General features: G+C 48.1%; 10 protein-coding genes. 1 reads left to right on the top strand and 9 read right to left on the bottom strand.

All coding sequences use genetic code 11. The features are described from left to right. Positions 1-393: 393 nt before the first annotated feature. The 7 genes from DVG78_RS29605 to DVG78_RS29575 all read right to left on the bottom strand — a co-directional run bounded on the left by DVG78_RS29605 (position 394) and on the right by DVG78_RS29575 (position 13,237). On the bottom strand, positions 394-2,361 hold the full coding sequence (locus DVG78_RS29605; protein ID WP_114464621.1) for a response regulator: 1,968 nt from the start codon (positions 2,359-2,361) through the stop codon (positions 394-396). Further along, positions 2,358-2,750: a response regulator gene (locus tag DVG78_RS29600; RefSeq protein WP_114464620.1), complete on the bottom strand. Its 393-nt coding sequence runs from the start codon at positions 2,748-2,750 to the stop codon at positions 2,358-2,360. The genes DVG78_RS29605 and DVG78_RS29600 overlap by 4 nt, the downstream gene beginning before the upstream one ends. A gap of 13 nt (positions 2,751-2,763) precedes the next feature. Further along, positions 2,764-4,698: a sensor histidine kinase gene (locus tag DVG78_RS29595; RefSeq protein WP_114464619.1), complete on the bottom strand. Its 1,935-nt coding sequence runs from the start codon at positions 4,696-4,698 to the stop codon at positions 2,764-2,766. Positions 4,699-4,709: 11 nt separating this feature from the next. After that, positions 4,710-6,656: a sensor histidine kinase gene (locus DVG78_RS29590; protein ID WP_114464618.1), complete on the bottom strand. Its 1,947-nt coding sequence runs from the start codon at positions 6,654-6,656 to the stop codon at positions 4,710-4,712. Between the two features lie 13 nt (positions 6,657-6,669). Continuing rightward, positions 6,670-8,619 (bottom strand): sensor histidine kinase, encoded by a 1,950-nt coding sequence (locus DVG78_RS29585; protein ID WP_114464617.1) that lies wholly within the window; start codon positions 8,617-8,619, stop codon positions 6,670-6,672. A 13-nt stretch (positions 8,620-8,632) separates the two neighbouring features. After that, positions 8,633-10,582: a HAMP domain-containing sensor histidine kinase gene (locus tag DVG78_RS29580; RefSeq protein ID WP_114464616.1), complete on the bottom strand. Its 1,950-nt coding sequence runs from the start codon at positions 10,580-10,582 to the stop codon at positions 8,633-8,635. A 210-nt stretch (positions 10,583-10,792) separates the two neighbouring features. After that, positions 10,793-13,237: an outer membrane beta-barrel protein gene (locus DVG78_RS29575; protein WP_114464615.1), complete on the bottom strand. Its 2,445-nt coding sequence runs from the start codon at positions 13,235-13,237 to the stop codon at positions 10,793-10,795. A gap of 519 nt (positions 13,238-13,756) precedes the next feature. On the opposite strand from DVG78_RS29575, the gene DVG78_RS29570 reads away from it, so the two are divergent. Next, complete coding sequence (locus DVG78_RS29570; RefSeq protein ID WP_114464614.1) at positions 13,757-15,028, top strand: IS110 family RNA-guided transposase; 1,272 nt, start codon at positions 13,757-13,759, stop codon at positions 15,026-15,028. A gap of 551 nt (positions 15,029-15,579) precedes the next feature. On the opposite strand, the gene DVG78_RS29565 is transcribed toward DVG78_RS29570, so the two are convergent. Further along, complete coding sequence (locus DVG78_RS29565; RefSeq protein ID WP_147277211.1) at positions 15,580-16,374, bottom strand: hypothetical protein; 795 nt, start codon at positions 16,372-16,374, stop codon at positions 15,580-15,582. Positions 16,375-16,531: 157 nt separating this feature from the next. Then, a complete protein-coding gene (locus tag DVG78_RS29560) occupies positions 16,532-19,399 on the bottom strand; it encodes a papain-like cysteine protease family protein (RefSeq protein ID WP_114464612.1) in 2,868 nt (955 codons plus the stop codon). Positions 19,400-19,512 lie beyond the last annotated feature (113 nt).

Raw genomic sequence — 19,512 nt, 5'->3', positions numbered from 1 at the left:
AGTCAATCGGTTCAGGTTGATTTCTTCAACCATCTGGCGCATCCGTAGTTCGTGTGCCTGTTTGCGAAGCAAAAATATGTGTCCCATCTGCTTGTGTAGATGGTCAATCTATTTTAGGACAAGACAGATTGGCAAGCTGCTGTTTTCCACTTCGGATTCAAGGCAAGGTAGTCGGAGCGGAATTTTTGTCAGGCTGTTTTCATTAGCCAGAAGTCGGTAACAAAATTTACTGTCGAAAGATGGGGATAGGCAGCTGAGTACTTTTAATTTAACCCCAATACAAGAAGAATGTATAACATGTCGATGTTTATAAAATGGATTTCTATAGATAGGACCAGCATGTGATTCAGAGAAGTTATTTAAAATATTTTCAAGACGAGTCAAGTCCAGATTCTAACCCATATAGGACAGGTACTCAGAAGGCGATCTTTTATAAACTTCTTTAAACGCCGTAGAGAAATTGGTGGGGTGGTTGAATCCGACCATGTAGGCCGTTTCAGAAACTGGATGCCCAGCCCGCAGCAGGTCAAGGGCCCGCCGGAGCCGGTAGGTACGGATGAGCCGGGCTGGACTCACCCCCGCCAACATGCTGAGCTTACGGGTCAGGGTACGGATGCTCATGGCTACTTCATCGGCCAGTGATTCGGCCCGAAACGACGAATCGTCCAGATGCGCTTCGATGAGCTGATTCAGTCTGGCCACGAAAGCGTCCTGAGCGACCATCCTGCTTGGCTCTGGGGCTTCGGTCAGGGTAGGGTATAGTCCTGTTTTTTTTTCGTAGTAGTCACGAAGTTTTTGCTGACGATTGATCAGGTTACGCAGCCGCAGCCGCAGTTCGTCCAGATCAAAGGGCTTGGTGAGGTAGTCGTCAGCACCTTCGGCCAACCCCTCGTGGCGGTTGGCCGCCGCCGCCCGGGCCGTGAGCAGTACCACGGCAATGTGATCGGTGACGGGGTTGGTTTTGAGATGACGCGTCAGCTGGTAACCGTCCATTTCGGGCATCATCACATCACTGACTACTACATCGGGCAACTCGCTTTGGGCGATATCCAGTCCCTCACGTCCCGTAGAGGCCGTCAGAACCCGGTAAGAGCCCGACAGCGACTCCGCGATAAAGTGCAGCAATTCGGTATTATCCTCCACCAGCAGGATCATGGGAAGGGTATGGTCATACGCTTCGGCCTCGGCCTGGGTGTGGGGAAAGAACCAGGGTTCGGTATTGGTGGCTACCCTGGCAGGCTCCACTATCGGCTCTTCCTTAGAGATGGGATGGAAAGGGAGTACAAGGGTAAAGGTGGTTGCTAGACCGGGGGTACTTTCTACCGATATGGTTCCCCCCACCAGCCGGGTCAGTTCGTGCACCAGCGCCAGCCCGATGCCCGAGCCTTCGTACGCCCTGGTTAGGGAGGTGTCTACCTGGTAGAAACGGTCAAAAATGTGCGGCAGGTGTTGGGCCGGAATACCAATACCAGTGTCGCTGACCGTGAGCGTCACCCAGATTGCTTCAATCTGGCAGCGAACCGCTACCTGACCATCGGCGGGGGTAAACTTGATGGCGTTGGACAGTAGATTTTTTAGAATTTTCTCCCATTTATCCGCATCAAAGAGCCCAATCTGGTTGGTAGGGCCAGCGGAAAATAGCAGGTTGAGTCTCTTCTGCACGCTAATATCCCGAAAAGAATCCACAATCTGCCCCAAGAAGGCCACAATGTCACCCGGTAACTCTACGACCGGCAGGCTGTCGGCTTCGAGTTTGGCGAGGTCCAGCAGCTGATTAATTAGGTGCAGGAGCTGAAGGGCATTGCGCCGGATGGTGGCCAAGCTATGCCGGGTGCGTTCATCGAGATGGGGGTTTTGCAGGAGAGTATTGGTCGGGGCCAGGATCAGCGACAGGGGCGTTCGAAACTCGTGGGTAATATTATCGAAAAACCGGGCTTTCAGCTCGGCTACGGCTTTGCTGTGGATAGACTCCCTGAGTTGGCATACGTGCCTGGCGGTTTTGTCAATGGTCATTTCCAGGTCCTGGAAGTTGATGGGCTTCAACACAAAATCAAAAGCCCCCCGGTTCATGGCTGTACGTACGTTGTTGATGTCGCCGTAGGCCGATACCATCACCGCCCGGCTGGTGGGCAGCAGGTCGGGCAGTTGGGATAGTAGCGTCAGGCCGTTGATGCCGGGCATATTGATGTCGAGTAGGAGTACATCAATGTTGGCATCCTCCCGTATGGCGTTCAGGGCCTGTTGCCCGCTGGCCGCGAAGCGAAACGTATAATCTCCGGCACTGATTCGCCGCCGGAACTGCTGCTGTATCAGCGGTTGTAACTGTACTTCATCGTCTACAACCAGTATATTGATACTCATAATCCGGTTGTGTGATTGTGTATAACATATTCACCTAGCTTTTCTTTCAACAGCTTGAAGTCAATCGGCTTGGTAAGGAAATCATCGGCCCCGTAGAGGGAGGCCTGCTGCCGGTTGTTCTGATCGCCGTACGCGGTCAGCATCACTACCGCCGGCGGTCGATGCGGATGGATGTTCCGAATGCGTCGTAAGAGTTCCAGGCCGCTCATGCCAAGCATGTTGATGTCCGACAGGATGAGTACTACCCCCGAATCGGGCAGAAGTGCCAGGGCTTCTTCGCCCGAGCGGGCAAACGTCAGTTGAACTTCGCCCCGGTTCGTTTCATGACGGAATCGCTGCTCAAACAGCGGCTGCATCTGGAATTCGTCGTCTACTACTAAAATTTTCATAGGTGTTGTTTAGTTAAATGTAGGGTAAACTAATGACCAACTCGGTTCTTTCTCCTTCTTGGCTCTCCAACACCATTTCTCCCCCATGCCCCTTAGTGACAATGTCGTAGCTGAGGCTTAACCCCAGTCCGGTCCCCTCACCCGTAGGTTTAGTGGTAAAAAAGGGCTGAAAAATCTTGTCGCGGATAGCCTCGGGGATACCCACGCCATTGTCCCTGACAGACAACTCCACCGAGCCGTTGACCTGCCGGGTACTCACCCAGACCGTCGGCTGGTAGGGGGCTTGTGCTTCTTCACCTGCCCCAGCCAACACTGTTTTTTGCATCTGCCTTTGCTTTTGCTGAACAGCGTAGAAGGCGTTGTTGTAGAGGTTGAGCAGTACCCGGCCGATGTCTTGCGGGGCTACCATTACGGGCTTCAGCCCCTCCTCAAACTGCGTACAGAGCTGCACCTGAAAGTCGGCATCCTGCCCAGACCGACGTAGGCCGTGGTAGGTCAGGCGCAGGTACTCGTCGGCCAGCTCGTTGAGGTCAGTAGGGCGGCGCTCGCCGGTACTGCTGCGGCTGTGCTCGAGCATGGAGCGTACGATGCTGCTGGCCCGCTGTCCGTTTTCAACGATGTAGCCCATGTTCTCTCGCAGGTCGGCTGACAGGGCCGTGGCCGCTGGTATGTTTCCCGCACTGACGGTTTGTGCCAGTTCATCGGCAAGCTCAGCCGACACCTCGGCGAAGTTGTTGACGAAGTTCAAAGGGTTCTGAATCTCGTGGGCGATGCCCGCCGTCAACTCGCCCAGAGAGGCCATCTTCTCTTTCTGAATGAGCTGGTTTTGTGCAGCTTTCAGGTTATCCAAAGATTGCTTTAATTCCTGGGTCCGTTCCGCTACTTTGGTTTCCAGCGTTTCGGCATACTGAGTCAGTTCCTCCTTCGACTGCCGCAGCGACTGCGTCATTTGATTGAAATTCTGGGCCAGATCTCCGATTTCGTCCCGAACCGTCACCGGGACCTGCACCGACAGATTCCCCGCGTCAACCTGCCGGACACCTTCCAGAATCTGATTGAGCGGACTCAGCAGGTTGGACCGCAGAAAGCGCGGCAACCCCAGAATCACAACTAGCGTCGTGAATGGAATCAAAAACAAAAAGGCTGCTACCATCTGGTGGTTCACCTGGTCGAAATTCGGCAGATTTACAATCAACTGCCGCAGCAGGAAAGGCGTAAGGGCCAGAATGATGAGTAATGGACACAGCACCAGGCCGACTACTTTGGCCTGGAAGGAAGTGCGCTGCGGGGTGTAGTTCAGAAAGACAATAGTGGAATAGGTGATTTGAATAAACATCAAAGGAGGGACTACAATAAATGACAGCGTAAAAGGACCGAGGTGCAAAAAATCGACTGGGGGTAAAAACGCTACTGAAGCCCAGATCAGGAAAATAATGAAAGCCCATTTCTGGAAACCCCTTAACATTTTACTGGTAGGGGTGGGTAGGCTTGATTCCCTCGTAACTCTGCGGGCTTTTCTGCCAAATACCCCCGTGACCCACAAGGTGCCAGCTAAATGAGGATAAATTATATAACTCGCAACCTGATCAGATAGATAAAAGTCTAACCCCAGCATCATGGACAAAATCAATAATACTACTTGCGACTCCCGCCTGTAGGGATTGCCGCCACATTGGTAGGCAAACCCTACAAAGAATAAAAGCGTAGTGCCCAGAATAATGTTACTCAGCCCGTACATAAGGTCTTTGAAGGGGAGAGATACAACCAGATGATGGAGGGCATTCGTGGCAAAAAACAGACAGTCTGTGAGGTAATATCCAGCAAACAGTTTGGCTTCCAGATTCTTATTTGGCAAACTTAGCAGGTACCCCAAGACCGCACTGGCGAGGGTAAGCTCAGCCACCGCAGCGATAAGGGGCACATTTAATTCATACCAGTCAGGGTTCATCGGTACTTCGGTTAAGGGTATGATTCCAAAGGAATTCTTATAATCAGTTTAGTAGAGCAATCGGGTTTAGTATCGACCACCATTTCCCCCCCATGCCCCTTAGTGATAATGTCGTAGCTGAGGCTTAGCCCCAGTCCGGTCCCCTCGCCCGTAGGTTTAGTGGTAAAAAAGGGCTGGAAAATCTTGTCGCGGATAGCCTCGGGGATACCCACGCCATTGTCCCTGACAGACAACTCCACCGAGCCGTTGACCTGCCGGGTACTCACCCAGACCGTCGGCTGGTAGGGGGCTTCCGCTTCTTCACCTGCCCCAGCCAACACTGTTTTTTGCATCTGCCTTTGCTGAACAGCGTAGAAGGCGTTGTTGTAGAGGTTGAGCAGCACCCGGCCGATGTCCTGAGGGGCTACCATCACGGGCTTCAGCCCTTCCTCGAACTGCGTACAGAGCTGCACCTGAAAGTCGGTATCCTGCCCAGACCGACGTAGGCCGTGGTAGGTCAGGCGCAAGTACTCGTCAGCCAGCTCGTTGAGGTCGGTAGGGCGGCGCTCGCCGGTACTGCTGCGGCTGTGCTGGAGCATGGAGCGTACGATGCTGCTGGCTCGCTGTCCGTTTTCGACGATATAGCCCATGTTCTCTCGCAGGTCAGCCGACAGGGCCGTGGCCGCTGGTATGTCTCCCGCGCTGACGGTTTGTGCCAGTTCCTCGGCCAGCTCGGCCGACACCTCGGCGAAGTTGTTGACGAAGTTCAAAGGGTTCTGGATCTCGTGGGCGATGCCGGCCGTCAGCTCGCCCAGAGAGGCCATCTTCTCTTTCTGAATGAGCTGGTTTTGTGCAGCTTTCAGGTTATCCAAAGATTGCTTTAATTCTTGGGTCCGTTCCGCTACTTTGGTTTCCAGCGTTTCGGCATACTGTGTCAGTTCCTCCTTCGACTGCCGCAGCGACTGCGTCATTTGATTGAAATTCTGGGCCAGATCTCCGATTTCGTCCCGAACCGTCACCGGTACCTGCACCATGAGATTCCCGGCATCGACTTGCCGAACTCCTTCCAGGATCTGATTGAGTGGACTTAATAGAGTGGACCTCAGAAAACGCGGCAATCCCACAATCACAACCAGCGTCGTGAATGGAATCAAAAACAAAAAGGCTACTACCACCTGTTGGTTTACCTGGGCGAAATTCGGCAGATTTACAATCAACTGCCGTAGCAGTAAGGGCGTAAGGGCTAAAATGATGAGCAGGGGACACAGGACAAGACCCACCACTTTGGCCTGGAAGGAAGTGCGTTGCGGGGTGTAGTTTAGAAATATGATGGCGGCATAAGTGGTTTGAACAAATTGCATTGGCTGTACTACATAATACCAAAGCGTAAAGGGAGGGAGGCCCAGGAGCATGGCCAAAGGATTATAAAAGACGATTAACCAAATTAGGACTATAAAGAAAGTCATGCTTTGAAAATCCCTTAACATTTTACTGGTGAGTGTCCGTCGACCTTCTTCTTTTTCTTCCAGGCGGGCTTTTCTCCCGAATACAGCCATTATCCATACCAAGCAGGTCAAATTGACCAAATATTGACCAGGATTTTGATTGTTGTCTATACCGAATAGATAAAAGCTAATTCCAAGCATCAAGCCATAAACCAACAAACTCGCATACAACTCGCGTTTGTAGGGATTGCTTCTGCATTGGTAGGCAAACCACATATGAATTAAAAATATTGCTGTTACGAGGATGTTATTCATCATTAGCAAATACCCCTTTAACGGGGGATAGACTACTAGGCTAGAGAGAGCATAACTTGAATAGAACAGGGACAGTGACAGAAAATAGCTGACAAAAATTTTCGCGTCACGGTTCTTGACAGGTAAACTAGCCAGGTACCCCAGAATAGCTAAGCAGAGGGTGAGTAAAGCCACCGTTGCTATTGCGGACACATTTAGTTCAAACCAGCTTGTGTTCATAGAAAGTTAGGGTTTACGTGTGTATTTCCAGCGGAATCCTAATGATCAGTTCAGTAGAGCAATCGGGCTTAGTATCAACCACCATCTCCCCCCCATGCCCCTTAGTGATAATGTCGTAGCTGAGGCTTAGCCCCAGGCCAGTTCCCTCGCCCGTAGGTTTAGTGGTAAAAAAGGGCTGGAAAATCTTGTCGCGGATAGCCTCGGGGATACCCACGCCATTGTCCCTGACAGACAACTCCACCGAGCCATTGACCTGCCGGGTACTCACCCAGACCGTCGGCTGGTAGGGGGCTTGTGCTTCTTCACCTGCCCCAGCCAACACTGTTTTTTGCATCTGCCGATGCTTTTGCTGTACAGCGTAGAAGGCGTTGTTGTAGAGGTTGAGCAGTACCCGGCCGATGTCTTGCGGGGCTACCATCACGGGCTTCAGCCCTTCCTCAAACTGCGTACAGAGCTGCACCTGAAAGTCGGCATCCTGCCCAGACCGGCGTAGGCCGTGGTAGGTCAGGCGCAAGTACTCGTCAGCCAGCTCGTTGAGGTCAGTAGGGCGGCGCTCGCCGGTACTGCTGCGGCTGTGCTCGAGCATGGAGCGTACGATGCTGCTGGCTCGCTGTCCGTTTTCGACGATGTAGCCCATGTTCTCTCGCAGGTCAGCCGACAGGGCCGTGGCCGCTGGTATGTCTCCCGCGCTGACGGTTTGTGCCAGTTCCTCGGCCAGCTCGGCCGACACCTCGGCGAAGTTGTTGACGAAGTTCAAAGGGTTCTGGATCTCGTGGGCGATGCCGGCCGTCAGCTCGCCCAGAGAGGCCATCTTCTCTTTCTGAATGAGCTGGTTTTGTGCAGCTTTCAGGTTATCCAAAGATTGCTTTAATTCTTGGGTCCGTTCCGCTACTTTGGTTTCCAGCGTTTCGGCATACTGAGTCAGTTCCTCCTTCGACTGCCGCAGCGACTGCGTCATTTGATTGAAATTCTGGGCCAGATCTCCGATTTCGTCCCGAACCGTCACCGGTACCTGCACCATGAGATTCCCGGCATCGACCTGACGCACCCCTTCCAAAATCTGGTTGAGCGGACTCAACAGATTGGACAGCAGAAAACGCGGTAGCCCTACAATCACGACCAGCGCGGTGAGCGGAATCAGGATCAAAAAGGCAGACGATATCTGATGGTTCACCTCGTCGAAATTCGGCAGATTTACAATCAACTGTCGCAGCAGAAAAGGCGTAAGGGCCAGGATGATGAGCAGGGGACACAGCACCAGGCCGACAACTTTGGCCTGAAAAGAGGTGCGCTGGGGCGTATAGTTCAGGAATACAGTAACAGAATAGGTGATAAGAATAAGTTGCAACGGCTGTACAACATAATACCAAAGTGTAAATGAAGGGAGTGAAAGTAGGCTGGCGAGTGGATTATAAATGGCAACTAGCCAACCAATCATGGTTATGATGGCCCATTTCTGAAATCCCCCAAACATCTTACTTACAGGAGTGGGCCGCCCGTATTCATGCTCAACCCGGCGGGCTTTTCTTTCATATATCCCTATGACCCACATGACGCCGAACAAATGGGGCAAACCCATAGTAATATGAATCTTACCTACGTCAAATACAAAAAGGGGTGTCCACACCATCACGGTTAAAAGGAACATAACCGCATACGACTCCCGTTTGTAGGGATTGCCCCCACATTCGTAGGCAAACCATACAAAAATTAAAAATGAGATGGCTAGAAGGATATTACTTAGTGCAGTTGTATAACCTAAGGACGGGGGATAAACAAGCAGTTTGCGAATAAAATTAATCACATAAAACAGGCTTAATACTACATGATAAACGGTAAACAGCTTTGCATCACGATTTTTATCCGGTAAACTAGCCAGGTACCCCAGAATAGCTAAGCAGAGGGTAAGCAGAGCAGCCGCAGCTACGGCAGACACATTTAGTTCAAACCAGCTTATGTTCATAAAAAGTTAGGGTTTAGGTGTGTATTTCCAGAGGAATTCTAATAATCAGTTCAGTAAAGCAACCGGGTTCTGTTTCCACGCGCATCTCGCCCCCATGGCCTTTGGTCACAATGTCGTAGCTCAAACTAAGGCCCAAACCCGTGCCCTCGCCCGTAGGTTTAGTGGTAAAAAAAGGTTGGAAAATCTTGCCGCGGATAGCCTCGGGGATACCCATGCCATTGTCCCTGACAGACAACTCCACCGAGCCGTTGACCTGCCGGGTACTCACCCAGACCGTTGGCTGGTAGGGGGCTTCCGCTTCTTCACCTGCCCCAGCCAACACTGTTTTTTGCATCTGCCGATGCTTTTGCTGTACAGCGTAGAAGGCGTTGTTGTAGAGGTTGAGTAGTACCCGGCCTATGTCCTGCGGAGCTACCATCACGGGCTTCAGCCCCTCTTCAAACTGCGTACAGAGCTGCACCTGAAAGTCGTCATCCTGCCCAGACCGACGTAGGCCGTGGTAGGTCAGGCGCAGGTACTCGTCGGCCAGCTCGTTGAGGTCGGTAGGGCGGCGCTCGCCAGTACTGCTGCGGGAATGTTCCAGCATGGAGCGTACGATGCTGCTGGCCCGCTGTCCGTTTTCGACGATGTAGCCCATGTTCTCTCGCAGGTCAGCTGACAGGGCCGTGGCCGCTGGTATGTCTCCCGCGCTGACGGTCTGCGCCAGCTCTTCGGCCAGCTCAGCCGACACCTCGGCGAAGTTGTTGACGAAGTTCAGGGGGTTCTGGATCTCGTGGGCGATGCCCGCCGTCAGCTCGCCCAAGGAGGCCATCTTCTCTTTCTGAATGAGTTGGTTTTGTGCAGCTTTCAGGTTATCCAAAGATTGCTTTAATTCCTGGGTCCGTTCCGCTACTTTGGTTTCCAGCGTTTCGGCATACTGAGTCAGTTCCTCCTTCGACTGCCGCAGCGACTGCGTCATTTGATTGAAATTCTGGGCCAGATCTCCGATTTCGTCCCGAACCGTCACCGGTACCTGCACCATGAGATTCCCGGCATCGACTTGCCGAACTCCTTCCAGGATCTGATTGAGTGGACTTAATAGAGTGGACCTCAGAAAACGCGGCAGCCCCACAATCACGGCTAGGGTAGTGACAGGAATTAAAATCAAAAAGGCAGCTGACAAGCGGTGGATTACCAAGTTCAAATTGGGCAGGTCCACAATCAGTTGTCGTAGCAGAAAAGGCGTAAAGCCCAAAATGATTAGCAGCGGACACAGCACCAGCCCGACTACCTTGGCCTGGAACGATGTGCGCTGCGGAGTGTAGTTCAGGAATATAATAGCTGCATAGGTAATTTGAATAAGGTTCAATGAGTGTAGCACATAGTACCAAAGCGTAAAGGGAAGATACTCCAGAATCCTAGCCACATGATAATAGATGACAACTAACCAAATCAATAAAATTAGGAACGCCCATTTTTGAAAACCTCTCAGCATTTTACTGGTGGCAGTAGGCCTGCCCGATTCATGCTCAGCCAGGCGGGCTTTTCGGCTATATACCCCCAATACCCAGGTCTCACTAATTAGATAGGCAAAGGCTACATAAATATTTCGAGTGCTTATATCCGTTAGCAAAAGGGTGGCTGCCACCATCAGGCCCAATACCAATAAAGCCCATTTTGACTCCCTTTTAAAAGGGTTACCCCCACATTGGTAGGCAAACCGTACATAAAATAAAAACCCGAAATACAAGACGCCGTTACCTACCCCAACCAAAATCCTGCGAAAGGGGGTATATATGACAATGTTGTATAAAAGATCATCGGCAAAGAACAAACACACTGAAAAGAAATTTCCTATAAACAGTTTGGCTTCCAGATTCTTATTGGGCAAACTGAGCAGGTAAATCAGGATCGTGAGGGTAAGCGTAAACTGAGCCCCCACAGACACAACAGACACATTTAAAACAAACCAGTCAGGGTTCATAGGAACTCATATTTAGTGTGTGATTCCAGAGGATTTTTCTTAATAAGTCCAGCAGAGCAGCTGTTGCAGCCGCCGAACGTGGGAGCTATTGCTGCCTATACCTAGTCATACCCTTCCGATCTCCAACGAATCCGAAACCATTTGTTGAAACTAAGCTAATGTATATATTTTCTTTTTATTATACCAAAAACAACAGGAATTCTCCGCAACCTAATTGGTTACTCCCCCCCGGCTCCGTTCCTCTTCAGAACCAGTAGCCCGGCGATTGACCGCGTTGACCGTTTTCTTGCCGAAGGTGTTGGTGTACGTAAATTGCACCACCCGCGGTTCAAAATTCAGCCCCCAACTACCCACCTGCCCCACCGCAGGGTTGTCGGTAATGACCCGCATGCGATTCGTCCAGAACAGATCCGTTACGTTCACCAGAAGATTTCCACCATTCTTGAATTTTTTCTTCAAACCAGCATTGACACTGCCCATAGCTTTCATTCTGGCAATACCCATGAACGAGGGCGTGGTGTAAAAAAGGGAGAGTTCCGCGGTCCAGGTTTTACTAAGGGTAAAGGTGCTGGCGTTGAGACCGTTTCCGGCAAAAATCCGCAACGATACGGGTTTGCCTTCCGCCACGGTTTTTATTGATTGACCATAGGCGATCAAATTGGTTTGCATTTGCCACCAGTCAGTGAGGCGCAGCGGAAAATTGAAGGTAGCGGTCAGTCCGTTGATCGAATTAATATTCTCTGGCCTGCCAACGGTCGTGCCAGAGGTGGAGTCCACCCGCATCCGGAAGCGGTCCAGCGCGTTGCGGTCGTGGGTGGACCTAACCGAGAATAGGTAGCTGCTCTTGAACCGATAGGTAGCCTCCACGGCCTCCGTAAAGGTTGGAAGAAGATTGGGATTACCCGTCACAAAGGAATAGGGGCTGGTGAAGATCACCCACGGTGCCAAAAGGGAATATTGGGGCCGGGCAATCCGGCGGCTGTACGCCAGACGCAGGCTGCTGGTTTTGCTCAGGTCCTTTGTCCAGAATACACTCGGAAAAAAGCTTCCGTAGCGCCGACGAACCACTGGTGGCTGGCCTGGCTCCCCTAAGTCGGTACGGGTGTATTCATAGCGGAGGCCAGCCTGTAATTTCTGGTTCTTCGGGAGTTGAAATTGTGTGTTCACATACAGCGCGTCAATCACCTCATCTAGGTCATATAATTGGCTGAGGGCCGCATCGCGCCGCCAAGCACCGTCGCGGTTATGGGTGATGGCCAAATCATTGCTCAGTTGCATCCGGGTCGACTTGGCCCCCACATCGAGCCGGTGCTGCTTTCCCAGCGCCTGACTGTAATCGGCTTTCAACACCCAAATTCCGATAGGCGATTCTTTCTTGATATTGGTCAAATCTGTCTTAGTGGTACCTTGCTGGGGAAAGGCCGAAAGATTGGTATAATCGTGCGGATTCTGGTTGTGGTACAGCAGGTAGTCCACATCTAGGCTGAGTTGCTGCTTGCCGGCAAAGGTATGCCGCACGTTTGCATTGACCATTTGGTGCTGCCAGATATCCTTTCCATCGTCGGTCATAGTACTGCGCTCCATAAGCAGGCCGTTTCGGCGGATATTCGTCAGGCGATTCGCATCCCCGTAGAAGCCGTTCGAGAAACCGGATAGCAAGCCACCAATCACGGTGTTGGCCCCCAGGCTGTAATCAAAGCCCAAGCGGGCGTTGTGGGTTTGCCGGCGACCGTAGTTATGGCTATTGAAGTCCCATAAACTGATGATTCCTTCATTACTTATGCGCATGTCACCGAGATGTTCCATCCACGTCCGGCTGTGCAGCACGGAGTAATCTCCAAACAGATTCAGGTTCTTCTTTCGGTGGTTCAGCAAAAGGGAGCCGTTGAGGCGTTCGAACCGGCCGAAACCGGCCGACAGGGTGTAGCTTCCGTTGGTACCTTCGTTGACATTCTTTTTCAGCACGATGTTAATCAAACCAGCATCTCCCTCGGCGTCGTACTTGGCGGGTGGGTTCGAAATGAGTTCAATCTTGTCGATGTTCGAGGCGTTCATGCCACTTAGCATCTGCACCACGGCCTCCATGGGCAGGCGGTTCAGGCGGCCGTCGATCATCACAAGTACCCCATTTTTCCCGTTTAACGAGAGTCCGCTGTTCTGACGATTGACCGTCACGCCTGGCGAACGTTCCAGCACATCGAGCGCCGAGCCTCCGGCAGCGGTCAGCATATTCTCCACATTCACCACCAACTTATCCATTTGCTGCTCAAACAAGGGCTTTTTGGCCACTACATTTACTTCGGTCAACTGATTGGCTTCGGGTGCCATTACCAGGGCGGGTAGCTCATGCTGGTCCCCGGCGTCAAGCGAAAAAAGAGACGAGTATACCTTTTCGTAACCTATTGCCGAAACCGCTACCCGATAGAGCCCGCTTTTGATATTTTCGATTATAAACTGTCCTGATTCGGTGGCTACGGCCCCTTTGACCAGGGTTGAATCGGCCTGATGGAGCAGCAATACGGAGGCATAAGAAAGGGGGCTTCCCTGACTGTCTCGAACGGTTCCCCGGACGGAAGTGCCCAATAGAGATTGTCCACTGGCTTCTATGGCCAACTGTGCCAGACCAATAATTGAAAGGAAATACAGAAGTTTCATAGCGATTAATGGTTTGATTGTATGATAATACAAACTTCACCCTTTCATGCTACAGTTGCGTTTGATTTCGTGACAGAATCGTATGATTTTAGGACTAGGTACTCCTTAGGCATTGCGATAGAAATAATTGGAGCAGGAAAAAGCGACTGTTGAGTTAAATTAAAATTTAATACGGCACCAACTGGCCAGAAAAAGCACCTCGGGTTTCCCGTAGTAAAGTTGGCTTGGTGTGTCTTGTCCTAAAATCACCTGATTGCGCGGGCGCTATTGAATACCGATGACAACTTGAGTAGTAGTTCTGAATTTCTTATCTTGTCGCAGCTTCAGCGATAAGCTCCTCAACTTAATGGTATTTATAAATCCTTCCTAAAATCTGGGCTGGAATGGGTATCTCCTCGGCTATTAGCTGAGGCAATTGGTAAATACACTGGTGATCTCTCAGCAGAATCCCGAATAGAAAAATCTTTATTTATCTATCCATTCCCTGAAGCTGTTTCATCTCTTTAATTATCAATTTATATGGCAAAGCAAACCACCGTAGCCCTTTCAGTAGTCAATCCCCATGCAGCAGGCATTGACATCGGCTCACGCTTCCATTGGGTAGCCGTTGACCAAAACAAAGAGAATGTACGCTCTTTCGGAGTCTATACAAACGATCATTGGCAACTTATTTTGTATCTGCGGGAGCACGGAATTACGTCAGTAGCCATGGAAAGTACGGGCAGTTACTGGCAGACACTCTTTAACGCCTTGCAGGAAGCCGGCTTTGAGGTATACTTGGTGGGAGGGAGCCAGACGAAGAATGTACAAGGACGTAAAACAGATGTCATTGATTGTATGTGGATTCAGAAATTGCATTCTTTGGGTTTATTAGCAGGTAGTTTCCTGCTAAGCGATACGCTTCAGGAATTACGCACTTATTACTATCATCGCCAGCATTTGATTGAGCAGTTGGCTACCTATACCCATAAAATGCAGAAATCACTTCGGCTGATGAACATTCGTCTCGATGTGGCTATCCGAGATATTACAGGGAAATCGGGCCTTGCTATTATTGAAGCCATTCTGGCCGGAAACCGAGATCCCCATTATTTAGCCTCATTAGTAGACGTGCGTATGAAAAAATCTAAAGAGGAAATCGCTCAATCGCTTGAGGGCTGGTGGAGACAGGAGCTGCTTTTCGAATTACAGGCCTCTTTAGCTTTTTATAAGATTTATCAGAATTCTTTGGCAGAGTGCGACCGGGTAATTGAGCAGGCTTTACGACGATGTATGCCTGTAGAGCCGGTTGCTGAACCCGCTCAAAAAAAGTATCGGGAAAACAAAAAGAAAAGCAGTAAGAATGCTCCTGATTTTGATGTTTCCACCATTGCCTATCAGTATTTTCAAACGGATCTGTTTAGTATTTCCGGTATCAGTCACAGTACCGTTCTCTGCCTGTTGACTACATTGGGCAATGATATTCATAAGTTTACTTCTGCCAAAAAATTTGCCGGCTGGCTTCGATTGGTTCCCAATAATAAAATCAGCGGTGGGCGTATTATCAGCCATCGTACTCCTTCGGGCAAATCCTATATCGCTTCGGCTTTGCGACAGGCTGCGAACTCAATCGGGAATCAGACCAATCATGAACTTAGTCCTTTCTTCAAACGAATCGCCTATAAAAAAGGGAGAGTTGCAGCCATAACGGCAACGGCCCGAAAGCTGGCTGTCATTATATGGAATATGATTACGAAAGCAGAACCCTACCGAAAAAATCAAGCCAAAGAAACGAGTCAGCCGTTAAGGTAGGCTGGATTACGGCAGATAAAGCGACGGATAGACGCTCTTCATTTAAGTCAAGATGAATTAATCAAACTCTTTTCAAAAACCTAATTACCAATTGGTTAGTGGATTGTTGTATAGAAAAATCCGTCAGCGTTAGATAGGATTCCTGTTTCAGCAGAAAATCCCCAATGTAATGATACCGTAAGGATACGTAATGTTACCTTAACGATACCGCAAGGATACGTAAGTAAGGTAACGTATTGTCAGCTCTTGAAAAACTAACGCATGGGTTAGAAAAAAAGGCATGTTGCTTTAGGTAACCTGTCATCCGAAACCTTAGATAACCTATAATTAACCTAAGGTAACCTGTAGGTATCATGAGATTTTCCAGAGCACTAAAGAGGTAGGTTACCTAAAATCAATGGTAGTTATTGGAGTATTTGTGACATTATACAAACGACCGTTCGTAAAAGGCCACAAAGGTGATACTCTTTAAAATTGACCTTCCCTTCTTTATAATGGAGGTTAATTTTTTTAAACCATCTAATTTTTAGGGACGCTTACAAGGCAGCATATTATTTTTCTGAATTCTCCTTTTCCAAATGATACAGCCTTTTTCTTAAAGCCTGCATTTCTTCATTCTGTTTTGCGGTGTAAATGGTCAACTCCTCTACCTTTTCCAGAAGTTTCGAAATAATTGTGTTTATATCAATTCCCTTATCCACTATTTCCTGAGCAGATGGAATATTAGGCAGGTGTCTATTTTTTATTGCAAACGCCATAACCTCTTCGATGGGGGCAAGTGGATAGCTTTTCTCAAATACTTTATCAGACCATTGATTTGGATGGTCGTATTTTATCCTGAAATTGGAGACCAGAAATGAGCCTTCCGAGTCCAACGCCAGAAAATCACGCCCATTGATTTTCAAGGAAGGAGAATTCAGACCGATACGCATATTTACAACCCCTTTGACATCCAACCTATACGCTGGAGAGGCCGTTCCGATTCCTACCTTAATGGCGTTGTTTGCCGTATCTCCCAGAATAATGGCATTATTAATAGCTACTTTGGCATTGGAACCGATAGCAACCGAATTAGTGATGGCAGAAGTTGTGCCATTGGAATTACTGCCTAGTAAGACGTTATTTTGTCCAGTCAGAATAGTGTTCCCAGAATTCAACCCCAGCAGGATATTAGAAGAATTTTTCAGTTTCAAGATGGCAGCTCCGTTGATTCTATAGGAGCTGGTATCAGGAATCGTAATGCCGCTTTTAACAGTCAGAATACTATTAGCAGGCGTTTCAATGATTTGTGCTACGGTACTAAACAGAATCAGAGAAAACAGTGTTGAGAAGAAGTAAAACTTCATAGGTTTTTGATTTAAAATTGTTTCCATTTAACGAATTAATAAAACTTGAGTAAATTCTTAAGTTATATCCGGACTGAACCATTATGAATTAATACCGGCATTGCTTTCCCAGCTCAGCAAACCGCTTTGATTAGCTGAAAGATACAGAAAATATGCTTCAATTCACCTTTGTCCATACTGTCTGCCCACCAATTATTGATGTGGCATTTACCGCATCGTCAGAAAAAGAAAATGTAGGTTGTGGAATAGATGTACCATTGACAACTGAATTAAAGATCCATCCGACCGGCAGCTTTGAGCAATATCCGTTGGCATTGTAACAGGGAGCGCAGGCACAGTCGGGAGTGTCGGGCCGAATCAGAGGTACTTCACTTTTACCTACAAACGCTAATGTCCCGCCATTTGAGTACCAGGGTGTGCCACTCTTATTGGTATTACTCCAGAGTTGGATACTCCATCCAGAGGGGGAAAAAACGGCAGTGCCAGACCCTTGTTCTCCCTGTCTAATAGATACCAAATTGTAAGTGCCGATAATCAGTTCCTGGTCAAATTCAGGCTTGGGTTTGGTTTGGAATGTGAGCACTTGGCCGTAATAGACTCCACTGGTGGACTTGGCATATGTCCTAGTGTAATAGGTGGTGTTGTCAATCAGTCCTGCCAACTGGGCAGTGAAGGTTGTATCATCCGGCGGATTTGCACTAGCTGTAAATTCTATCCTACTATTGCTGATATCAGGTAATGCATTGCTTGAAGAATAACAAACCCCATAGGCGTAAGCACCACCAAACTTTATATTTTCAATTCGTGAAAGAACTTTCGCCTTGCTATGAGTGATATCTAATACACTTTGTGTGATAGCCAGAGGCTTGTTGTCAGGTGTTTTGAAAGTGAGAGCTTGGCCATAATAGACCTGACTTGAAGTACGCGCGTAGGCTCTAGCATAATATATAGTATTGATATTCAGGCCATTGATACTGGCCGTGAATGTTGTGTCAAATGGAAGGGTTCCTGTGGGAATAAGTTCGGTTTTACTATCACCAACTGTCGGAAGTGCGTTGCTGGTGGAATAACAGATACCATAAGCAGTCACACCACCGATGCCGAATTTCTTTATCATCCCCGTAACATCAGAGACTGTGGGTGTAATGTTGCTGGCATACAGAGTGCTGACTTCTGGTTGTGCACTCCTCACTTCTATATCGAACCACTGGAAATCAGACCACTCATATGTAGGGACATTAGTAATGTCTACATGACGTTTCTTTACATAGATACCGATGGTATGTTTGCCAACATTTAGATCTAAATCTGTTGTTTCATCATAGTACTCTGCTGTATGTAGCCTAGTTGCTTCGGAATTGTAAATCTGAATTTTACAATCCTCACAGCCATCTAATACGCGAAATTGTCCGTAGATAATTACTCCATCTTTTAATTCAGTATTCTTATTGATGTTAGATACATAAAATTTTTCTTTCTTGAATTTGTCATTCCCAACCGTACCGAGGTCAGCTTCTTTAAATTTGAAACTGATATTTGTATCATCGAAAAGATTTTGAGGCAAGCCAACAAATGTCCTGTACTCGCCAACTCCATTACCTTCTTCGTTTTTATACATTTCAAACCCTCCAAGCGAATTGTATGCAATAGTTCTTGTCTCACCAGGTATATTCGGATCAGCAACTAACAATCCATTGTCATCAACACCTGTTAGAATAATTGCATGTCCCCCTTCCTTGCCATAATTTGACAGGGCTAAATATATGGGTTTGGGTTTGGGTTGTCCGATTGAGTAATTCGAAAGTAAAAAATAATATAATATCTGATAGTATTGCTGTTTGTCAAAAATTTCTTTGTTGATATATTTCTGAAAAAATATTGACAAGTACTCCTGAACTAATAATATTTCTTGATGAGGTTGTACGACAGAGACGAGTCTTATCCCCAAAGAGTTATCAAACCAAAGCTTGTCATTTCCTTTATCATTCTTTTCTATAAATCTCCCATAGTCTTTATTTCCAAATAATGGCTTTTTCTTTAAAGGTTTAATATAGTTGTAATAATACATTGCTGTCCGGGACATTCCGGAACAGTTTCCATTAGGAGTAAATATTGATCCAGTGTTCGGAAATTCCCAATCATCTTCGCCTGGGGTAAAACCTGTACTTCCTTCGAAGTTAACCAACTTTGAGTTCTCAATTGAACTTATGAAAACATCTAGGTGGTCAGAATCGCCTACCAATACATTACTCATTGATTCACTATCTATTGAGCCTGACCCAAAGCTTGTTGCACCGAGCTCTATGTTGTTTTCACTTATAGAAAGTATTGGTAGAAAACTGAATTGCTTACTATTTTTCGAATAAGTAAACGCCATGGCGAAATGATTGGGCGGTATACTGATGGGGACAGTTAATTTGACAATTTTTTCAGCAAAATTACCTCCACTTTCAACCCGTATAACATTTGTAATTGGATTAAAATTAGGGCCCAAATCATGCTTTACAATTTTTCCCGTTGAAATCTTAAATGTTTGTGCAGTTGAATAGGCTCCTTCGGGTATGTCTATGCTAAACCCTGAAATTGGTGATTTTGGATCATCAATAATCAATTTACCCCCATCGGGATTTATCACGCTCTGCTTTATCTCCTTGAGGTCTATAACGGCCAACTCTCCCACCTGTTCAGCGCCAAAATATAGATGTCCCCCATTTTCATAAATCATCTTGCCCTTAAGGACTATATCTTTAGCCACACCTACCGTATTGAGTGTAATCGTATGGCCGGGGGCGATGGTTACAATATCACTGGCTTTTGGCGTTCGTCCACACAACCATACCTTGGGATCGTTCCAGTTGCCGCTCTTGATAGAGGTCATCAGCGTGCCTACCGAAATGGGATTAGAAGGGTTCTTTAAAGGGTCGTTGGGAATATAAGTTAGGATTTTGCCATAATTACCGCCGAGGAATATAGTTTCAGTGTCATAATAGTAAATCAGGCTGAGGCTTTCATTGTAAATAGTCATCTAAAAGTGGACAGCTAAAGCTTAGAAGAGAAGAGACAATTTCTTAAATTGTTTCACTTAATTTTTCTTTATCATGTCCAAATCAAACAAGAAGGCTTCTATTAAGCCACAGG

The sequence above is a fragment of the Runella aurantiaca genome, assembly GCF_003339505.1.
In the GTDB taxonomy this organism is placed as follows: Bacteria; Bacteroidota; Bacteroidia; order Cytophagales; family Spirosomataceae; genus Runella; species Runella aurantiaca.
This window is presented reverse-complemented; position numbering and strand designations above follow the sequence as displayed.

What these genes read in the sequence shown, in the direction of transcription:
- DVG78_RS29585 (WP_114464617.1), bottom strand. Translation starts at nt 8,619, where the DNA reads ATGAACATAAGCTGGTTTGAACTAAATGTGTCTGCCGTAGCTGCGGCT.
- DVG78_RS29595 (WP_114464619.1), bottom strand. Translation starts at nt 4,698, where the DNA reads ATGAACCCTGACTGGTATGAATTAAATGTGCCCCTTATCGCTGCGGTG.
- DVG78_RS29575 (WP_114464615.1), bottom strand. Translation starts at nt 13,237, where the DNA reads ATGAAACTTCTGTATTTCCTTTCAATTATTGGTCTGGCACAGTTGGCC.
- DVG78_RS29565 (WP_147277211.1), bottom strand. Translation starts at nt 16,374, where the DNA reads ATGAAGTTTTACTTCTTCTCAACACTGTTTTCTCTGATTCTGTTTAGT.
- DVG78_RS29590 (WP_114464618.1), bottom strand. Translation starts at nt 6,656, where the DNA reads ATGAACACAAGCTGGTTTGAACTAAATGTGTCCGCAATAGCAACGGTG.
- DVG78_RS29570 (WP_114464614.1), top strand. Translation starts at nt 13,757, where the DNA reads ATGGCAAAGCAAACCACCGTAGCCCTTTCAGTAGTCAATCCCCATGCA.
- DVG78_RS29580 (WP_114464616.1), bottom strand. Translation starts at nt 10,582, where the DNA reads ATGAACCCTGACTGGTTTGTTTTAAATGTGTCTGTTGTGTCTGTGGGG.
- DVG78_RS29605 (WP_114464621.1), bottom strand. Translation starts at nt 2,361, where the DNA reads ATGAGTATCAATATACTGGTTGTAGACGATGAAGTACAGTTACAACCG.
- DVG78_RS29600 (WP_114464620.1), bottom strand. Translation starts at nt 2,750, where the DNA reads ATGAAAATTTTAGTAGTAGACGACGAATTCCAGATGCAGCCGCTGTTT.
- DVG78_RS29560 (WP_114464612.1), bottom strand. Translation starts at nt 19,399, where the DNA reads ATGACTATTTACAATGAAAGCCTCAGCCTGATTTACTATTATGACACT.